Origin of the sequence: Paracoccus sp. R86501 (genome assembly GCF_042466435.1) — a bacterium.
GTDB lineage: Bacteria > Pseudomonadota > Alphaproteobacteria > Rhodobacterales > Rhodobacteraceae > Paracoccus.
In genome coordinates, this window is record NZ_JAXHPZ010000001.1 from 1467876 (window position 1) to 1486940 (window position 19065).

The 19065-nt window shown below is 63.8% G+C and carries 19 protein-coding genes, 1 tRNA gene and 2 pseudogenes; 12 read left to right on the forward strand and 10 right to left on the reverse strand.

Annotated elements, in window-relative coordinates:
• Positions 1–22 precede the first annotated feature (22 nt).
• The 4 genes from SJY40_RS07150 to pdxH all read right to left on the reverse strand — a co-directional run bounded on the left by SJY40_RS07150 (position 23) and on the right by pdxH (position 1978).
• Positions 23–99: transfer RNA gene (locus tag SJY40_RS07150), tRNA-Pro, on the reverse strand.
• Positions 100–139: 40 nt separating this feature from the next.
• Entirely contained in the window at positions 140–643 is a 504-nt protein-coding gene (locus SJY40_RS07155; protein WP_378944345.1) for a DUF192 domain-containing protein, read from the reverse strand.
• Positions 630–1226 (reverse strand): cold-shock protein, encoded by a 597-nt coding sequence (locus tag SJY40_RS07160; RefSeq protein WP_378948311.1) that lies wholly within the window; start codon positions 1224–1226, stop codon positions 630–632. The genes SJY40_RS07155 and SJY40_RS07160 overlap by 14 nt, the downstream gene beginning before the upstream one ends.
• Before the next feature lie 137 nt (positions 1227–1363).
• On the reverse strand, positions 1364–1978 hold the full coding sequence (pdxH, locus tag SJY40_RS07165; RefSeq protein ID WP_378944348.1) for a pyridoxamine 5'-phosphate oxidase: 615 nt from the start codon (positions 1976–1978) through the stop codon (positions 1364–1366).
• A gap of 79 nt (positions 1979–2057) precedes the next feature.
• Between pdxH and fabI the strand changes: the two genes are divergently transcribed.
• The 4 genes and pseudogenes from fabI to SJY40_RS07185 all read left to right on the forward strand — a co-directional run bounded on the left by fabI (position 2058) and on the right by SJY40_RS07185 (position 4931).
• Positions 2058–2885, forward strand: a complete 828-nt coding sequence (gene fabI / locus SJY40_RS07170; RefSeq protein ID WP_378944351.1) for an enoyl-ACP reductase FabI — start codon at positions 2058–2060, stop codon at positions 2883–2885.
• Positions 2886–2907: 22 nt separating this feature from the next.
• Positions 2908–3521: pseudogene (locus SJY40_RS07175) on the forward strand (LysE family translocator).
• A 16-nt stretch (positions 3522–3537) separates the two neighbouring features.
• Positions 3538–4026 (forward strand): xanthine phosphoribosyltransferase, encoded by a 489-nt coding sequence (gene gpt, locus SJY40_RS07180; RefSeq protein ID WP_378944354.1) that lies wholly within the window; start codon positions 3538–3540, stop codon positions 4024–4026.
• 137 nt (positions 4027–4163) lie between these two features.
• Entirely contained in the window at positions 4164–4931 is a 768-nt protein-coding gene (locus tag SJY40_RS07185; RefSeq protein ID WP_378944357.1) for a PRC-barrel domain-containing protein, read from the forward strand.
• A gap of 88 nt (positions 4932–5019) precedes the next feature.
• Here the strand turns inward: SJY40_RS07185 and trpE are convergent, their stop codons facing one another.
• The 4 genes from trpE to SJY40_RS07205 all read right to left on the reverse strand — a co-directional run bounded on the left by trpE (position 5020) and on the right by SJY40_RS07205 (position 10264).
• A complete protein-coding gene (gene trpE / locus SJY40_RS07190; RefSeq protein WP_378944359.1) occupies positions 5020–6525 on the reverse strand; it encodes an anthranilate synthase component I in 1506 nt (501 codons plus the stop codon).
• The gene (locus SJY40_RS07195) at positions 6525–8420 is read right to left on the reverse strand and encodes a SurA N-terminal domain-containing protein (protein WP_378944362.1); all 1896 of its coding nucleotides are present in this window, start codon (positions 8418–8420) and stop codon (positions 6525–6527) included. Before SJY40_RS07195 ends, trpE begins: the two co-directional genes overlap by 1 nt.
• 67 nt (positions 8421–8487) lie before the next feature.
• Positions 8488–9663, reverse strand: coding sequence for an aminotransferase (locus SJY40_RS07200; RefSeq protein WP_378944365.1), 1176 nt, complete (start codon positions 9661–9663; stop codon positions 8488–8490).
• Between the two features lies 1 nt (position 9664).
• The gene (locus SJY40_RS07205; protein ID WP_378944367.1) at positions 9665–10264 is read right to left on the reverse strand and encodes a hypothetical protein; all 600 of its coding nucleotides are present in this window, start codon (positions 10262–10264) and stop codon (positions 9665–9667) included.
• Between the two features lie 195 nt (positions 10265–10459).
• Here SJY40_RS07205 and SJY40_RS07210 point away from each other — a divergent pair, with 195 nt between their 5' ends.
• The 7 genes from SJY40_RS07210 (at position 10460) to lexA (ending at position 15990) form a co-directional block, all read left to right on the forward strand.
• On the forward strand, positions 10460–11050 hold the full coding sequence (locus tag SJY40_RS07210; RefSeq protein WP_378944369.1) for an anthranilate synthase component II: 591 nt from the start codon (positions 10460–10462) through the stop codon (positions 11048–11050).
• Positions 11047–12066 (forward strand): anthranilate phosphoribosyltransferase, encoded by a 1020-nt coding sequence (gene trpD, locus SJY40_RS07215; protein ID WP_378944371.1) that lies wholly within the window; start codon positions 11047–11049, stop codon positions 12064–12066. The genes SJY40_RS07210 and trpD overlap by 4 nt, the downstream gene beginning before the upstream one ends.
• Positions 12063–12698: a uracil-DNA glycosylase gene (locus SJY40_RS07220; RefSeq protein WP_378944374.1), complete on the forward strand. Its 636-nt coding sequence runs from the start codon at positions 12063–12065 to the stop codon at positions 12696–12698. The genes trpD and SJY40_RS07220 overlap by 4 nt, the downstream gene beginning before the upstream one ends.
• 42 nt (positions 12699–12740) lie before the next feature.
• Positions 12741–13532, forward strand: a complete 792-nt coding sequence (gene trpC, locus SJY40_RS07225; RefSeq protein ID WP_378944377.1) for an indole-3-glycerol phosphate synthase TrpC — start codon at positions 12741–12743, stop codon at positions 13530–13532.
• On the forward strand, positions 13529–14002 hold the full coding sequence (gene moaC, locus SJY40_RS07230; protein WP_378944380.1) for a cyclic pyranopterin monophosphate synthase MoaC: 474 nt from the start codon (positions 13529–13531) through the stop codon (positions 14000–14002). The genes trpC and moaC overlap by 4 nt, the downstream gene beginning before the upstream one ends.
• Positions 13999–15177 carry a molybdopterin molybdotransferase MoeA gene (locus SJY40_RS07235; protein ID WP_378944383.1) on the forward strand — a complete coding sequence of 393 codons (1179 nt, stop codon included), beginning with the start codon at positions 13999–14001 and terminating at the stop codon, positions 15175–15177. The genes moaC and SJY40_RS07235 overlap by 4 nt, the downstream gene beginning before the upstream one ends.
• Positions 15178–15273: 96 nt before the next feature.
• Positions 15274–15990, forward strand: a complete 717-nt coding sequence (gene lexA, locus SJY40_RS07240; RefSeq protein WP_378944386.1) for a transcriptional repressor LexA — start codon at positions 15274–15276, stop codon at positions 15988–15990.
• 70 nt (positions 15991–16060) lie between these two features.
• On the opposite strand, the gene hemC is transcribed toward lexA, so the two are convergent.
• Entirely contained in the window at positions 16061–16990 is a 930-nt protein-coding gene (gene hemC / locus SJY40_RS07245; RefSeq protein ID WP_378944389.1) for a hydroxymethylbilane synthase, read from the reverse strand.
• An 82-nt stretch (positions 16991–17072) separates the two neighbouring features.
• On the opposite strand from hemC, the pseudogene hemE reads away from it, so the two are divergent.
• A pseudogene (gene hemE / locus SJY40_RS07250) lies at positions 17073–18102 on the forward strand (uroporphyrinogen decarboxylase).
• On the opposite strand, the gene SJY40_RS07255 reads toward hemE, so the two are convergent.
• The gene (locus SJY40_RS07255) at positions 18099–19001 is read right to left on the reverse strand and encodes an SPOR domain-containing protein (protein ID WP_378944391.1); all 903 of its coding nucleotides are present in this window, start codon (positions 18999–19001) and stop codon (positions 18099–18101) included. The pseudogene hemE and the gene SJY40_RS07255 sit on opposite strands and share 4 nt — an antisense overlap.
• Positions 19002–19065: the final 64 nt, after the last annotated feature.

Genomic DNA, 19065 nt, shown 5'->3' on the forward strand with positions numbered 1-19065 from the left:
GGCCGCCCGGCAGATCCGAAAGTGGTCGGGGCGAGAGGATTCGAACCTCCGACCTACGGTACCCAAAACCGTCGCGCTACCAGGCTGCGCTACGCCCCGACAGCTTTGCTTTAGACGATTGATGCGGCGGTGAAAAGGCCTAGCTGCAGGGAAATTCAGCCGCGTCCTGATCAAGTGCCGGATGCGCCAGCGCCTGCCCGTCGGCCAGCCCCAGACGGGCCGCCTCGCCGCCTGCAATTTCAAGCACCATCAGACGGTCAGGATGCGGATCGCCGATCAACGCGCCCGGCACCGGGGTTTCGTCCAACGGGCGGGCGTTCGGGTGGATATGGCGAATCACGCCGCTGGCATCCAGAAACACCATGTCCAACGGCACCAGCGTGTTGCGCATCCAGAAGCTGACGCGCTGCGGTTGTTCATAGATGAACAGCATCCCCGTCCCCGGCGGCACATCCTTGCGATACATCAACCCCTGCGCGCGCGATTCGGGGGTATCGACGACTTCGATGTCAAAGGACAGAACCTGCTGATCATTCAGACGAATCAAAGCCAGATCGGCCGCGCAACTGCCCTGTGCCCAGGCCGTCTGCCCCCCACAAAGCAGGGTGGCAAAGGCAATTGCCGCAAGCCTATTCAGCAACATGGGCAAGGAATTCGGCGTCTTGCATGTCTTCGCGGATGTCGGCCTTGAGTTCCTGCGTGGTTGAAGGAACGGCGTTATCCCAGGATGCCACCTGGGCGGCCATCAGACCGCGCGGACCTTCGATGACGCGCAGACAAATCGCCTCGCCGATTGCAAGGTCTGCAAAACCGGAATGGCGGACAACCTCGATATGTATAAATACATCCTCAGGATGTCCGAAGATGTTTGCAAACCCGAAGCCCTTGCTTTTGTCGAACCACTTCACCCGTGCCGGTCGAAGCGGCAGGCTGTCCATATGTTCGATGACTTCGGGGTCCAGATCGGCGATCGGCGGCAGACCATCCGTCACAGGCGGTTCGATCGAAACGACCTCGGCGGCTTGGGTGCCACGTTTGGTGGCCTGGACCAGCACGACGACGCGGGACTGATCCGCGACCGAACTGCGTCCGAAATTGCGCAAGACATTAGCGTGCAGAAGAATGTCTTCTCCACCACTGTCGTTCACGATGAAACCATAGCCCTTGGTCGCGTCGAACCACTTTACCAGTCCGGTTACGAGCGTCAGGCCAGAATCTTCAGTCATCGTCTGCAATTTCCACGAAATGCCAATTTGAGCGGACATTAGGACCGCCTTAATCGGACTACAACAAAATACCACCACCCGGGCAGAGCGACCAACCAAGTTCCTTCATCTTGGCCGATGCATCACATTCGTCAAGCTTACGGTGCCAAACGCGTGACTTTCCAGCGACCTTCCGCCTGTCTGGCCCAGACAAAGCGGTCGTGCAGCCGAAATGCGCCATCGGCCCAGAACTCGATCTGGGTCGGACTGATTCGGAAACCACCCCAGAACGGCGGGCGGTCGGGGGTGGTACCATGCTTCAATGACACTTTTGCGACAGTCGCCACCAGCGCCGCACGATTTTCCAGGGGCTGCGACTGTGGTGATGCCCAAGCGCCCAGTCTGCTCTTCAATGCGCGGCTGTTGTAATAGGCGTCGGCCTGCGGTCCCTCTTCGCGGGTGACGGTGCCGCGCACCCGGATCTGACGGCGCAGTGACTTCCAGTGCATCACGAATGACGCCTTGCCCGTCGCGCTGAGCTGACGGCCCTTGGCACTGTCGTAATTGGTATAGAAGACGAAGGATCCGTCCTGCGCCTGCCCGTCGATGTCCTTCAGCAGGACCATCCGCGTATCGGGCATGCCATCAACGTCGACCGTCAACAGCGCGATGGCGTTGGGATCGTTGATCTCGCTCTCTTGCGCTTCGGCAAGCCATGCGCGGGTGATGTCAAAAGGGTCATCCCCCGCAAAGATTCCGGTCCGATCTGTCATCATCCGTTCCTTGTGCTTGATGCGGCAGGGTAAACGGCATAATCACCGCTGGAACGGTTGAAAGCGCGAGGGACGGGACATGTCAAGCGAGCAGAGGTCAGGCCTGATGGCCGGCAAGCGCGGTCTGATCATGGGATTGGCCAATGACAAGTCGATTGCCTGGGGCATCGCGAAGGCATTGGCGGCCGAGGGTGCCGAACTGGCATTCAGCTATCAGGGCGAGTCGCTGAAGAAGCGCGTCAACCCGCTGGCAGCCCAGCTTGGCTCGGATATGGTGCTGCCCTGCGACGTGTCGAACGGCGAATCCATCGACCAGTTGTTCGGCGATCTGGCCGCGCAATGGGACAAGCTGGACTTCATCGTCCACGCAATCGGCTTTTCCGACAAGGAACAGCTGCGCGGGCGCTATGCTGAAACCACGCGCGACAACTTCCTGATGACGATGGATATTTCCGTCTATTCCTTCACCGCCGTTGCCCGTCGGGCTGCTGCGATGATGACGGATGGCGGTTCGATGCTGACGCTGACCTATTACGGTGCCGAACGCGTCATGCCGCATTACAACGTCATGGGTGTCGCCAAGGCCGCGCTGGAAGCATCGGTCCGCTACCTGGCCGAGGATTTCGGCAAGGACAACATCCGTGTCAACGCCATCAGCGCCGGTCCGATCAAGACGCTGGCCGCATCGGGCATCGGCGACTTCCGCTATATCATGAAGTGGAACGAACTGAATTCGCCCTTGCGTCGCAATGTCACGCAGGAGGACGTCGGAAATTCCGCGCTGTACCTGCTGTCGCGCCTTGGTGCCGGCGTCACCGGTGAAACGCATCATGTCGATGCGGGCTATCACGTCGTGGGCATGAAGGCCGTCGACGCGCCCGACATCGCCACCGTCAAAAAAGACTGACGACGCGAAGGGGCGGCCGGGCATGATCACCATCTCGGCCGACCAGCTTGGCATTTTCGTGGCGACGCTGTCGCTGGCGATCCTCTCCCCCGGCCCCGGCGTCATCGCGATCAGCCAAGGCACCTTCGCCCATGGCCGCCGCAATGCCATGCCCTATGGCTGGGGTCTGGCGATCGGTGCCTCGGTCTGGTGCCTGTTCGCGCTGCTGGGGCTGACGGTGATCTTCCGCCTCATGCCATGGACGCTGACGCTGATGCGGCTGGCGGGGGGCTCTATCTGCTGTGGATCGCGGCCAAGATGTGGCGCCACGCGGCCGATCCCATGCCCGACGGCGCATCGGCCAAGGGCAGGCCCGGTCTTTTTTCGGGAATGGTGCTGAACCTGTCGAACCCCAAGCCGGCGCTTTTCTATTCGGCAGTGTTGCTGTCGATCTTCCCGGCCGCGCTAAGCATCGCCGACAGGGGGACAATCTATCTGACAGCCTTGTCGGTCGAGCTGTTATTCTATACCGCACTGGCCTGTTTGATGGCGCTGCCGTGGTTGCGGGACCGTTATCTTGCCACGAAGTTCTGGATCGACCGCGGGGCGGGCCTGGCAATCGCATTGCTGGGCATGTCGCTGGTTCTGAATCCCTGAGGAAGGAAAAAGACGCATGACGGATCGTCTGCCCCACGAAAAAGGTTTTCACATCAGCTGGGACCAGCTGCACCGCGACGCCCGCGCCTTGGCCTGGCGGATGGAGGAACAGGAATGGCGCGCCGTTCTGGCCGTCACCCGTGGCGGCCTGGTCCCCGCGATGATCGTCGCGCGTGAGCTGGACATCCGCACGATCGACACGATCAGCGTGAAGTCGTATCACAAGCAGGAACAATCGGGGCTGACGGTGCTGAAGAAGCCCGATCCCGAACTGATGGGCGATGGCGACGGCATTCTGGTCGTCGACGATCTGGTCGACAGCGGACGCACGCTGGAACTGATCCGCGAGATGTATCCCAAGGCGCATATGGCCACCGTCTATGCCAAGCCCAAGGGCAAGCCGATGGTGAACAGCTATGTCACCGAGGTCAGCCAGGATACCTGGATCTATTTCCCTTGGGACATGGCCCTGCAATACGTCCAGCCGTTCCGCGGCGAAGACTAAAAGTTCCATCACAAAGACTTGCATGTCCGCTCCCCGTCGAACCCGTTTCGGCGGGGAACCTCTTTCCTGATCTGCGCATTGTGCATTCAATCGCGGGATGCAGAGGCAGCCCGCAAATGGAAAACCAGGAGGACACTATGCGTAATCTTCTTTTGACCACCGCCATTGCCCTGCCGATGACCTTCGGCGCCGCTTTCGCACAGGAAGCCGAACCGGCTACCGATCCCGCGATGGAGCAGACCGAAACCGCGCCGATGGAAACCGAAGGCACGGATACGATGGCTGATCCCGCAGCCGACCCTGCGATGGAAAACGCCGATGCAGACGAAGCAGCTGCCGCTGCCTCGGCCGCCGAAAAAGTCGAACAGCAGCAGGCCGAAAACGAATGGCGCGTTGATTGGATCACCGGCACCTCGGTCACCTCGCCCGAGGGTGAAAGCATCGGTGACATCAACGATCTGATCGTTGACAGCGAAACCGGTGAGATGAAGGCAGCCATCATTGGCGTCGGCGGCTTCCTGGGCATGGGTGAAAAGCAAATCGCCCTGCCGTGGACCGATCTGACCGTGAACTCCGACGCACAGGAAATCACCACCGATCTGACCACTGAAGAAGCGGATGCCGCTCCGGAATACGTCTTCCGTGACCGCGAAGCTGCTGCAGGCGACATGGCTGCCGAAGGTGATATGGCCACTGACCCTGCCGCGACCGACACGATGGCAACCGAACCCGCCGCCGAGCCGATGGCTGAAGAAGGCATGGCCGAAGGCGTGCCGGTGGCAACCGAGAACGCCATGGAAGCCGAACACGGTGACGACCACATGGATACCGATATGGACGGTGACATGGATGGCGATGCAGCCACCGACATGGAAACCGAAGAAGAAACCGCACCCGCGAATTAATCGGTTTACCGGCTTCACGCCATTGCAGACTGAAAAAGGCGGCCTTTCGGGGCCGCCTTTCTTCATACGCTTTTCAACCGGAAGCTGTTCAGGAATTGCCGCGAACGAACTGCGCAGCGGCTTCGGCGGCGCGTTGCAGGGCGCGGCTTTTGTTCATCGTTTCTTCGAACTCGGCCTCGGGGTCGCTGTCATAGACGACGCCGCCGCCAGCCTGGATATACAGCGCCTGATCCTTGACCACGCCGGTCCGCAGCGCGATGCACATGTCCATTTCACCGTTTGCTGCGAAATATCCGACCGCACCGCCATAGACGCCGCGCTTTTCCGGCTCCAATTCGTCGATGATCTCCATGGCGCGGACTTTGGGCGCACCGGACACCGTGCCCGCCGGCAGGCCAGCCAACAGCGCCGACAAGGCATCCTCACCATCGCGCAATTCGCCAACCACGTTCGACACGATATGCATCACGTGGCTGTAGCGCTCGATCACGAATTTCTCGGTCGGTCGAACGGTGCCGGGCTTGGCGACGCGACCCACATCGTTGCGCCCCAGATCCAGCAGCATCAGATGCTCGGCCAGTTCCTTCTGGTCGCCCAGCAGATCGGCCTCCAACGCGCGATCCTGCGCTTCGTCGGCGCCACGCGGGCGGGTGCCTGCGATGGGACGGATCGTCACTTCACCGTCGCGCAGGCGCACCAGAATTTCAGGACTGGCCCCGACGATCTGGAAGCTGCCCATGTTCAGGAAGAACATAAAGGGCGACGGGTTGGTGCGGCGCAGACTGCGATAGAGCGCAAAGGGCGGCAGCGGGAAATCCAGCCGCCAACGTTGGCTGGGAACAACCTGGAAGATGTCGCCCGCGCGGATGTATTCCTTGGCCTTTTCGACCGCTGCCAGATAATCCGGCTTGGCGAAGTTGGAAACCGGCGCGCCGATCTGCATGTCGTCGCCCAAGGCGCGCGGCTCGGTCGGTTGGCGGTCCAATGACCGCAGCGCATCCATGACCCGTTCGGCGGCCCGCGCATAGGCAGCGCGGGCGTTGTCATTGCCGTCGTGCCACGCGGGCGCGCAAAGCGTCACCTCGCCCTTGACGCCGTCCAGCACCGCCACGACCGAGGGGCGCATCATCATCGCGTCCGGCGTATCCAAGGGATCGGGGTTCACATCCGGCAGATCCTCGACCAGCCGGATCATGTCGTATCCCAGATAGCCGAACAGACCGGCGGCGACGGGCGGCACGCCCTCGGGCATGGTCTCGATCCGGCTTTCGGCGATCAGGGCGCGAAGGCTGTCCAGCGCGGGGCGCGGATCGTCCTGATAATCTTCGGTGAAGCGTGCTTGCCGGTTGATCCGCGCCTTGCCATTGCGGCATTCCCAGACCAGATCAGGCTTCATGCCCACGATAGAGTAGCGACCGCGAACCTCGCCCCCTGTCACGGATTCCAGCATGAAGCTCTGCGGCGCGGCCTCGGCCAGCTTCAGCATCAGGCTGACGGGCGTATCAAGATCGGCGGCCAGCCGGATGGTCACCAGCTGGTTGTGGCCCGCGGCCCATTGGGCCTGAAAGGCGTCGAAGTCGGGCGTCAGCTGCATTACTGAACCTGCGCGTTGATGGCGTTGATGGCCTGCTGGTTGATCTGCACCTTGGAATTGCGCTGCACGTGGCGGGCGTAATAATCGAAGATGTCACCCTGCAGGGACTGGTTCAGGCGCGATTGCACCGTGTTGACGATCTGCACCGCATCATCGGTTGACAGATCCGCGTCCGAGATCTGGTCCAGCCGCAGTACGAAGACCCGGTCGCCCGCATCGACGACGCCGACATCGCCCGGCTCGGCCATGGTGAAGGCCTGAGACAGGATCTGCGGCGGCAGGCCACGCATGTAGTCGCTGCGCGACATGTCGGTTTCGCTGTTCCATTCGACGGCGGCGGTTTCTTCGGGCGCTTCGGCCTGCGGTTCCGCATCGGCCCCGGGCGAGGTCTTGGCAACCGCGGCCAGACGCTGTTCGGACGCCAGATCCAGCAGACGACGTTGCAGTTCGGCCTGTTTCCAATCGGCCAGAACGTCGTCCTGAACCTCATCGAAGGGCTTCAGCGTCGGCGGCACGATTTCGTCCAGACGCATGGCAAAGACGCCACCATCGGCCAGTTCGTACAACTGCGGGAAATCGCTGGCGGTGATATCGGCGGCGCGTTCGCGGAAGGCCTCGTATCCGGCGATGCTGCCTTCTTCGGGGTTGCCCTCGGCGGTCCAATCCACCTGCCCCAGCTTCAGATCGGTTTCATCTGCCAGTTCCTCCAGCGTGGCACCGCCGGCCAGCAGGTCTTCGTAATCGGGCGCGCGGTCCTGGATCTGACGCGCGGCGCGGCTGAGGGCCGCTTCGCCGCGCAGATCGTCGCGTGCGTCCTCGAACGAGATATCGACCGGATCAAGGATCGCATTCACGGAAAACAGCGCAGGTCCAAGGTCGGTCTGCACCGGGCCCACGACGCCGGGCTGTTCGGCGGCAAAGACGGCATCGGCGGCCTGCCCCAGCTCAGTGCGCGCAACTTCACCCAAGTCGATGTCGTCCAGCGTCAGGCCGCGATCGATGACGAAAGCCTCGAAGGGTTTGTCGCCCGCGTCGATCTGGTCACGCGCGGCCTGTGCATCGGCTTCGGTGGGGAAAACAAGGCGGCCGACCATCCGACGCTCGGGGCGCTGGAACTGGTCGATGTTTCGGTCATAGACGTCGCGCAGGGCAGCATCGTCCAGCTCGACTTCGCCCGACAGCATGTCGGGATTGATCCAGGCATAGCTGATCTTGCGGGTCTCGGGCGCGGTAAAGCGATCGCCGTTTGCCTCGTGCCAGGCCTTCAGAGCCGCCTCGTCGGGATCGGCGATGGGCTGGGCCAGATCATCCTCGGTCAGCTCGCGCCATGCGAAATCGCGAGTTTGCAGCAGCCAGCGCGAGGTCTGGTCGACCATCGGCGCAGGGGCCGTGACGCCATTGGCGACAGCGCGCTGCAGGATCAGGCGGGATTCATCATTGCGCACGGTGCCTTCGAAATCCGCTTCGGTCAGGCGTTCGCGGCGCAGGATCTCGGAATAGGCGGTGCGGTCGAACTTGCCGTTGGGGCCTTGGAAGGCGCCGGCCTGCATGATCGTCTGCGCGACCTTTTCGTCACCAACCGACACGCCGATACGGCGCGCCTGTTCGGCAAGGGCGGCAGCGCCGATCAACTGGCCCTGAACCATTGCGGGCAAACCCATCTGCTGGGCCTGCGCCATGGTGATCTGCTGGCCGGTCTGCTGCGACAGGCTACGCATCTCGTTCTGCAGGGCGCGGGCGTATTCATCCGCAGTGATCTTGGTATCCCCGACCGAGCCGACCTCGGTCGTGCCCCCCGAAAAGCTGGTGACGCCAAAGCCCCCCAGCCCCAGGATCATCAGACCCAGAAGGATCCAGACGATGGTCGATTTGCCCTTGGTTCGCAGCTGTGACATGGCGCGGCCTTCCTCGTGGTCGTGTCTTGACCGTCTTTAGGACGCCGCGCCCCGCGCCACAAGTGGATCAGGCCTGCAGCTGCGCCAGCCGGCGTGCCAATTCCGCAATCCCGTCGGCATCGACATTGGCAAAGGCCAACCGCAGGTGCCGCCGACCCGAAGCATCGTCATCCGGGGTGAACATCGTTCCGGGCAGCGCCAGCACGCCGATCTGCGCCACCATCCGTCGCGCCAGATCGACCGAGCTTTCGTCGAACGGATGTTCCACCCAAGCGAAATAGGCGCCCGCACTTTTCAGCCTCCATCCCGACAGATCGGCCAGGGCGGTTTGCGTGGCATGGCGGCGGGCCAGGATCTCGGCCCGTTCACCGGCCAGCCAGTCGTCCAGATTGGCCAGCCCCCAGACCGCCCCCACCTGCCCAAGCTGCGCCGGGGAAATCGCCACCGTATCCAGAAACTTCTCGACCTGCGCCAGACGTTCATGGCCCGCGACCAACGCACCCACGCGATGTCCCGTCAGGCGATAGGCCTTGGAAAAGCTGTACAGCTGGATCAGCGTATCGTCCCAATCGGGCCGCTGGAACAGGTCGTGGGGCGCGCCCGTGCGGCTGTCGAAATCGCGATAGGTTTCGTCCACGACCAGCGCGATGCCATGGCTCTGCGCCAGATCAAAGAACCGCCCCACCAGATCGGCCGGATATTCCGCGCCCGACGGGTTGTTCGGCGTCACCAGCACGATGGCACGGGTCCGCGGCGTGATCAGGGCGCGGGCATGTTCGGGATCGGGCAGCATGGCATCGCCGCAGGGCAAGGGGACCGTCTGCACGCCCGACATGTCCAGCCACATCTTGTGATTGAAGTACCAGGGCGTCGGCACGATCACCTGATCGCCCGCCCCGGCCAGCGTCGCCATTGCAGCACAGAACGCCTGATTGCAGCCTTGGGTGATCGCCACATTCCCGCCCGTCAACGTTCCGCCATAGGCTGCGGAAAATCGCGCCGCCACCGCGTCGCGCAGGTCCGAATTGCCCAGAACCGGCCCATAGAGATGCGCCTCGGGGCGGTTCAGGGCGGCTTCGGCGATGGCCTGGCGCAAGCCAAGGGGCGGTGCATCGACGGGGGCGGCCTGACTGACGTTGATCAGAGGGCGGTCGGGCGCAAATGTCACGCCCTCCAGCCAGCGGCGGGCCTCCATCACGGGCGGGGCGAATGTGGCGGCCAAGGCAGGGTTGATCAAGGTCATCTCAGTTGCGTTCCATCTTGCGCAGATCGGTCAGATCGGGGGGGAGCGACAGGTCCAGCCCGGGTGCGGGCATGGCCGGGGCGGGATCGGGCAGTGCGTCTTGGGCATCGGGAATGGCCGCAAGGCTGGGCAGGCTGTCCTGCGGAGCGTCAACCGCCAGCCCCGGCAGGCTGCGCGACATCGGCGCATCGGCGGCAACCCCCGGCAGCTGCAGCTCGGGTGCGGCATCGGCGGGCGCGGGTTGGCTCTGAGCCGGAATCCGGTCGCCCGCCAGCGCATCGGGCCGGGCGTTGTCGTCGGTCACGGGGCGTGGGGCGGGTTCGGCCACGGGGGCGGTCACGGCCACCGGCTCGGACGCGCGGTCGCTGTCGGTGGGGCGGATCGGTGTCGGCGCGCGGGGTGCGACATCACCCGCCCGCCCGAATTCGGACCCCACCGGCAGATCCATCCGCCCTGACGGGGTTGCCCCGTCATCAGGAACGGTAAGAACGGGCGCCGTGCCGTCAGGCTGCGGCAAGGGCGCCAACAGCGACAGGCCCGCCAATGCCACCGCACCCAGCAGTGCGCCATGAACCGCGCCTGTCAGAATTCCCCGTGCCATCTGCCCCTCATGTCCTTCGCGGCGCCATCGCGCCATTTTGATCGCCCGGTCTTGACCCTCGGGCGCGCTTTGCCCCATCTATAGCGGACGCTCTCGCGGGGGGAAACCGCCCCCATTCACCGCCGCCCAGACTAATCCCAGACCATTGCCCGACCCGCGACGATACATGTTTCCTGACGACAAGGTGCCAAGCCGATGATCCTTTTGATCGACAATTACGACAGCTTCACCTGGAACCTGGTCCACTATATGGGCGAGGCCGGCGCCGAGGTGACCGTGCGCCGCAACGACCAGCTGACCGTGGACGACGCGCTGGCCCTGAACCCCGAAGGCATCGTGATCTCGCCCGGTCCATGCGACCCCGATCAGGCGGGCATCTGTCTGGAGCTGATCAAGGCAGCCGCTGATCGTGGCATTCCGTTGCTGGGCGTCTGTCTGGGCCATCAGGCGATCGGTCAGGCCTTTGGTGGCAAGATCGTGCGCGCCACCCGCATCCTGCATGGCAAGGTCGATGCGATTAGCCATGACGGCACGGGGGTCTTTGCAGAGCTCCCCTCGCCCATGAACGCCACGCGCTATCATTCGCTGACGGTTCAGCCCGAAAGCCTGCCCGATTGCCTGCGGGTGACGGCGACATCCGATGACGGCACCATCATGGGGCTGATCCACCGCGATCTGCAAATTGAGGGTGTCCAGTTCCACCCCGAATCCATCGCATCGGAAAACGGGCACGAGATGATCCGCACCTTCCTGTCCCGCTGCGCGAAAGCCGAGGCTGCCGCATGACCGACATCCGCCCGCTGATCGGGATCGCAGCCACCCGCCCCTTGACCGGCCCCGAGGCCGAAACCGCCTTCTCGGCCCTGTTCGACGGTGCCGCGACCCCCGCCCAGATCGGCGGTCTGCTGATGGCGCTGCGGGTACGGGGTGAGACGGTGCAGGAAATTGCCGCTGCCGCCCGCGCCATGCGCAACCGCATGAACCGTGTGACAGCACCTGCGGGTGCCATGGACATCGTCGGCACCGGCGGCGACGGCAAGGGCACGCTGAACATCTCGACCGCGACGGCATTCGTCGTGGCTGGGGCTGGCGTGCCGGTGGCCAAGCATGGCAACCGCAACCTGTCGTCGAAATCCGGCGCGGCAGATGCTCTGGTCAAGATGGGCATCAACGTCATGGGCGGCCCCGCCGTGGCGCAGCAGGCGATCAATCAGGCGGGCATCTGCTTCATGATGGCACCGATGCATCATCCCGCCATGCGCCATGTCGGCCCGCCGCGCACCGAGCTTGGCACAAGAACCGTCTTCAACCTTCTGGGACCGTTGACAAATCCGGCATCGGTGCGTCGCCAGCTGACCGGTGCCTTCAGCGCCGAATGGATCCGTCCCATGGCCGAGGTCCTGCGCGATCTGGGATCAGATGCCGCATGGCTGGTCCATGGCGGCGACGGCACGGATGAGCTGAGCATCGCCGAGGAAAGCCATGTCGCCGCCCTGAAGGACGGTCAGATCAGCGAATTCACCATCACGCCCGAAGACGCGGGCCTGCCCCGCCATCCCTTCGTCAACATCATCGGTGGCGAACCCGAACAGAACGCCGCCGCCTTCCGCGCCCTGCTTGAAGGCCAGACGGGTGCCTATCGTGATGCGGTGCTGCTCAATTCGGCGGCCGCGCTGCTGGTGGCAGGCAAGGTGAACGACCTGCGCGACGGCGCGCGCATGGCCGCGGAATCCATCGACAGCGGCACGGCCAAGGCCCGCCTGGTGGCGCTGTCGCAAGTGACCGGCCCGCCCGAGGCATGACACCCCCCGACGCATGGTCCGACCTGCCGTTCTTCGCGAAAGAATGGCCCGCCATCCGCGACCGGTTGGCGAATCAGGAATGGCTGCCGGGGTCCGATCGGGTCTTTGCCGCGTTGCAGGCGACCACGCCTGGACAGACCCGCGTGGTGATCCTGGGACAGGACCCCTATCCCACCCCCGGTCATGCGAATGGGCTGGCGTTTTCCGTGACGCCCGAAACGCCTCTGCCGCGCTCCCTGCGCAACATCTATGCCGAGCTGCGCGATGACATCGGCACCACACCGGCCACCGGTGATCTGTCGGGCTGGGCGCGTCAGGGCGTGTTGCTGCTGAACAGCGCGCTCAGCGTCTTGCCGGGTCAGGCTGGCGTCCACGCGAAATGGGGCTGGCACCATCTGGCGCGTCAGGCTGTGGCGGCGGCACAGGATCACGGATCACTGGCCTTTCTGCTGTGGGGCAATCACGCGCAAAAGACGCTGGCCGATCTGGCGCGCCCGCAGGACCTGGTGATCGCCACGGCCCATCCCTCGCCGCTGTCGGCACGGCGCGGCTTCTTCGGCAGCCGCCCCTTCAGCCGTGTCAACGACTGGCTGGCCGCGAATGGCCGCACGCCCATCGACTGGACCGCATAGGTCCCCTTCCCTCGACCCACAGGCAGCGTTAGAACCGGACCCATGGATATTCTCGAAAAGATCAAGACCTACAAGCTGGACGAAATCGCAGCCGCCAAGGCTGCACGTCCGCTGGCCGATGTCGAGGCCGCAGCCCGCGCCGCCTCGGCCCCCCGTGGTTTTGCCCGCGCGCTGGATGCGGCTGCCGAACATGGCCCCGCGCTGATCGCCGAGATCAAGAAGGCCAGCCCCTCGAAAGGCTTGATCCGGCCCGATTTCGCGCCCGCCGAATTGGCCCGCGCCTATCAGGCCGGAGGTGCGGCCTGCCTGTCGGTTCTGACAGACGGCCCCAGCTTTCAGGGCGCGCCCGAGTTTCTGACCACCGCCCGCGACGCCTGCGACCTGCCCGCGCTGCGCAAGGACTTCATGCATGACACCTATCAGGTGGCCGAGGCGCGCGCTTGGGGTGCTGATTGCATCCTGATCATCATGGCATCGGTCGATGACGCCTTGGCCGCCGAACTGGAAGACGCCGCGACCCATTGGGGCATGGACGCCCTGATCGAGGTCCACAATGCCGAAGAACTGGACCGCGCCCTGCGTCTGAAATCGCCGATGATCGGGATTAACAACCGCAATCTCAAGACCTTCGAGGTCACACTTGATGTGACGCGCGAACTGGCACCGCGCATTCCTTCCGACCGCCATGTTGTCTGCGAAAGCGGTTTGTTCACCCCCGCCGATCTTGGTCAGATGATGCTGGTCGGCGCGCGCCGCTTCCTGATCGGCGAATGCATGATGCGTCAGGATGATGTCACCGCTGCGACCCGCGCCATTCTGGATGTACCCGCATGACCCTGACGCATTTCGACGCCGCAGGTCAGGCGCATATGGTCGATGTCTCGGCCAAGGAAGAAACCGCCCGTGAAGCGGTGGCAACCGGTTGCGTCATCATGACCGCCGAAACGCTGGCGCTGGCCAAGGGCGGTGCGGCCAAGGGTGACGTGCTGGGCGTGGCGCGGCTGGCGGGGATCATGGGGGCAAAACGCACCGCCGATCTGATCCCGCTGTGCCATCCGTTGCCCATTGCCAAGGTCGCGCTGGAACTGACGCCCGACGACACGCTGCCCGGCATCCGCGTCACCGCCACCGTCCGCACGACAGGCCGCACCGGCGTCGAGATGGAGGCCCTGACCGCTGTCAGCACCGCCTGCCTGACCATCTATGACATGCTGAAGGCCGCCGAAAAATCGATGCAGATCACCGACATTCGCCTGCTGCGAAAAGAGGGCGGGAAATCCGGTCTCTATGAGGCGCAACCATGATCCCCGTCCCCGAGGCCCTGGCCCGCGTTCTGGCGCTGGCAAACGCGCCCGAGCCGGAAACCGTGCCCTTGGCGCAGGCGCATGGTCGCGCGCTGTTGCAACCTGCCATATCGCGCCTGACGCAGCCGCCGTTCGATGCCTCGGCAATGGATGGCTATGCGATGCGGGCAGCGGATATGGGCCGCGCGATGCAGGTGATCGGCACGGCAGCGGCGGGGCATCCATGGCAGGGTCAGGCCAAGGCCGGTCATGCGATCCGCATCTTTACCGGCGCCCCGGTTCCGGCGGGCTTCGATCATGTCGAACTGCAGGAAAATATCGCCCGTGACGGTGACATGATCCGGGTCGAGACACGCTCTTCGGGCAGCAATATCCGCGCCAAAGGCAACGACTTTGCCGTGGGTGACCAGATCGCACCGGGGCGCCTGCTGACGGCCGCAGACATCGGCCTGTTGGCCGCGATGAACCTGCCAAAGGTCGTCGTCGCCAAGCGTCCCGTGGTGGCCGTTCTGGCCGGTGGCGACGAATTGCTGCCGCCCGGCAGCGATCCACAGCCGGGTCAGATCATCAGTTCGAACGATCTGGCAATTGCCGCAATGGTGACGCAGGCGGGCGGCATCCCCCGCATCCTGCCGATCGCCCGCGATACCGACCAGAGCCTGCGGGACAGCTTTGCCGCTGCCGCGGATACCGACCTGATTGTCACCATCGGTGGGGCCTCGGTGGGTGATCACGATCTGATCGGAAAGATCGCGACCGAGCTGGGGTTGGATCGCGCGTTCTACAAGATCGCGATGCGGCCCGGCAAGCCGCTGATGGCTGGACGGCTGGCGAATTCCGCGATGCTAGGCCTGCCGGGAAATCCTGTATCGGCAATGACTTGCGGCTTGCTGTTCATGCAACCGTTGATCAGGGCCATGCAGGGTCTTCCGACCGATATCCGCACCGGCCATGCCCGCCTTGGCTGCGCCATGCGACCGGAAGGACCGCGTCAGCACTATCTTCGTGCACGTCTTGATTGGACGGGCGGCAACCCGGTCATAACGCCGTTCACCGATCAGGATTCCGCGCGACTGTCGTTGATGTCACAGGCCGACGCGCTGTTGGTCCGGCCCGCACATGACCCCGCCCGCGAGGTCGATGAGATGATGGAGTACATCCCCCTTGGTCTCTGACAATTAACTGTTTTTTCATCTTCATTGCGCCAACTGATTGACGTGATTCGGGCCATCGGCTAGAACATTAACGGAACATATCGATGAGGCTGGGCCATGTTGACAAAAAAGCAGATCCAACTGCTGGAATTCATCCAGAAACGAATGGTTCGTGATGGCGTACCGCCGTCATTCGATGAAATGAAGGATGCGCTGGATTTGCGCTCCAAGTCCGGCATCCACCGCCTTGTGACCGCGCTGGAAGAACGGGGCTTCATTCGCCGCCTCCCGCACCGCGCCCGTGCGTTGGAGGTCTTGCGCCTGCCCGACGCTTTGGCGCATCTGGCCAATGCTGCCGAACCCGAAGCAAAGCCGGCCTTCACGCCCCGCGTCATTTCGAACACGCGTCCTTCCAGGCCGCGCGGTGCGATGACCGTCGTGGACAGTCCGGCGGTGCAGCTGCCGCTGATGGGTCGGATCGCCGCAGGCGTCCCGATCGAGGCGATTTCGGAAGTGTCGCATCACATCGCGGTTCCGGGCACCATGCTGGCGGGCCGCGAACACCATTACGCGCTTGAGGTCACGGGCAATTCGATGATCGACGCCGGAATAAACGATGGCGACGTGGTGGTGATCCGCGAACAGGATACGGCTGAAACCGGCGACATCATCGTGGCGCTGGTCGACGACCAAGAGGCCACCTTGAAGCGGTATCGCCGCAAGGGAGCCATGATCGCGCTTGAGGCAGCCAATCCGGCCTATGAAACCCGTTTGCTGCCCGAAGATCGCGTCCGCATCCAAGGCCGTCTGGTCGGCCTGATCCGCAGCTATTGAAACATGAACGGGCGCGCAAACCGCGCGCCCGTCGCAAACTGCTGCGGCATGACCGCGCAACCTGCCGACATTACAAGGTCATGAACCCAGGGCCGCCGCGCTCCAGCAGTTCATTGGCCAGATCGGTTCCCATGGCGGGTCCATCGCCAAGACTGCCGTCGCGCATACCGCTGACAACAGCGCTGCCATCCGGCCGCAATATCTCTCCACGCAGGGTCAAGCGGTCGCCGATGATTTCGGCCAGACCTGCGATCGGCGTCTGGCATGAGCCATCCAACCGCGCCAAGAAGGCCCGCTCGGCTGCGACACGCAAACCCGTCTGAAGATCATGCAAGGGGGTCAGCATCTCGGCAAGCCGGACGTCATCCTTGCGCCGTTCGACGCCAATCGCGCCCTGCGCGACCGCGGGCAGCATTTCGGCGGGATCGATACCGCCTTGCGCCACATGCGTCATCCCCAGACGACAAAGCCCCGCCATGGCCAAGAAGGTCGCAACCGCGACGCCATCATCCAGTTTCTTCAAGCGGGTCTGCACGTTACCGCGAAACTCGACCAAGTTCAGGTCGGGCCGACGGTGGGCCAACTGCGCGCGGCGGCGCAAGCTGGACGACCCGACAGTCACTCCAAGCGGCAGATCCGAGATCGAGCCGAAATGCGGACTGACAAAGGCATCGCGGACATCCTCGCGCGGCAGCAGGCAGTCGATGATCAGACCATCGGGCTGCAGGGTCGGCATGTCCTTCATCGAATGCACCGCAATGTCGATTTCGCCCTGCGTCAGGGCTTCCTCGATCTCGCGGGTGAAAAGGCCCTTTCCGCCGATCTCTTTCAGGGGGCGATCCGTAATGCGGTCGCCGGTCGTCTTGATAACGACGATTTCGAAGGCATCGGCAGGCAAGCCGTGCGCAGCCATCAGGCGATCACGGGTTTCATGGGCCTGGGCCAAAGCAAGGACCGATCCGCGGGTGCCGATCTTGAGGGGGCGGGAGGTGTCGGGCATCTGTGTCATGGCGCATGGATAGCTGCCGGGCGCGTGCTTGACAACGTCTGTCGCCTCGCCTTCAAGGGGCGCAGGAGGCCATATGACCAAACTTCTGCTGCGTGCCCTGGCGGGCGAGACTTTGCCGACCCCCCCGATCTGGATGATGCGCCAGGCTGGCCGCTATCTGCCGGAATATCGTGCGACGCGCGCCAAGGCGGGTGATTTCCTGTCGCTATGCTACAACCCCGAACTGGCGGCTGAAGTGACTCTGCAGCCGATCCGGCGTTTCGGCTTCGACGCCTCGATCCTGTTTGCGGATATTCTGCTGGTGCCTCAGGCACTTGGGGCGGATCTGTGGTTCGTGACGGGCGAAGGCCCGCGCCTGTTGAACGATCACCTCGGCGCAGGAATTCGCGCAGTTGAAATCGGCGGATCAGATCCATGAACGGCTGGCACCGATCTATGAGACCGTGCGCATCCTGTCGCAGGAGCTGCCGCGCGAAACGACGCTGATCGGCTTTGCCGGCGCGCCTTGGACGGTGGCGACCTATATGATTGCCGGTCGCGGCACCAAGGATCAGGGTCCGGCCCATGCCTTCAAGGCCGCCGATCGTGAAACCTTCAGCGCGTTGATCGACCTGATCACCGAAGCGACCATCCTCTATCTGTCGGCGCAGATCGATGCCGGGGCCGAGGTCGTCAAGCTGTTCGACAGCTGGGCGGGCAGCCTGAAAGGTCAGGACTTCGACGATTTCGCGCTGGCCCCTGCCAAACGCATCATCAGCGCGTTGAAAGAACGCCATCCCGGCGTGCCGGTCATTGCTTTCCCGCGTGAAGCCGGCGACCGCTATATCGGATTTGCCAAGGCGACCGGTGCCGATTGCGTCGCGCTGGACAATTCGATCTCGGCGGAATGGGCAGCGGAACATGTCCAGGTTGACGGTTGCGTTCAGGGCAATCTGGCCCCGGGCCATATGGTCACGGGCGGACCCGAACTGGTGGCGGATGCACAGCGCATCACGCGCACCTTGCGGGGTGGCCCGCATGTGTTCAACCTTGGCCACGGGATCACGCCCGATGCGGACCCCGACAATGTCGCCCGCATGATCGAGGCCGTCCGCACCGCCTAGCGCGGCATGGCACCGGCATAGCCGGTGCGCCGCAGTTCAGACAAGGCCTCGACCAGCTTTTGCCGGTCGGGGAACGGTCCGGCCATGATGACCCGCATGCCCTTGGCCTTTTCGGTCATGCGGGTCTGCGCGACCGGATAGCCGCGTCCGGACAGCGCCCGCAGCACGATCAGTGCATTTTCGCCATCCTGAAACGCCCCAACCTGAATATAACGTGCCGATGCGGGGATCATTTCCGCCATCGGCTTGGGCGGCTTGGCGGGTGCCGGTCGGCGCGCGACGATGGCACTGGCAGCCCTTGCAGTCTCAGCTCTCGGCGACGTCTTTTCGACAGGAGCTGTTCGGACTGCGGCAGGTTTGGCCTGCGCGGCCTTGGGCGTCTTGACCTGCATGCCTGGACACAGCCCAAGCGCTGCACCGGGGGCTGCCGCATCGCCCGCGTGATATCCAAGCCGTTCGCAGAGTTCGTCGGCAGGTTTGATCGACGCGGCCTGCTTGACGACAGGGGCCACCTTCAGCGCGTCCGTCAATGTCGTCTGCAGCGGGTCGGGATGGCGGGCAGGCTCTGCGGGACGGCGGGTTTCCGGCTGTGCAGGATCGGCGGCCCATTCGCCGGGTCGCAGCTGATGGGTCAATTGCTCCATCAGCAGGTTTTCGGCGTCGGGCGTTGCAGGCACTGACAAACTGCGCGCCTGACCGATGCTGGGTGGAAAGCCACAAAGCGGCTGCCCTGCCCCATCGGTTCGCGCTGACCAGACGCCCCCTTCGCGCCGAAAGACGCAACCGGCACCGTCGATATATTGCGAGCCCGCGAAATCGCCCGGCGGCGCGGGGTTCGGCGCGGCCATCGCCGTACCGACCGTCATCATCATCGCCGCCAACCAATGTTCAAACCGCATCTGCCATCCACTTTCCGCTTTGGCCCCAAGCTAGGGCCAAAGCGTGAAACGGCAGTTAACGGGC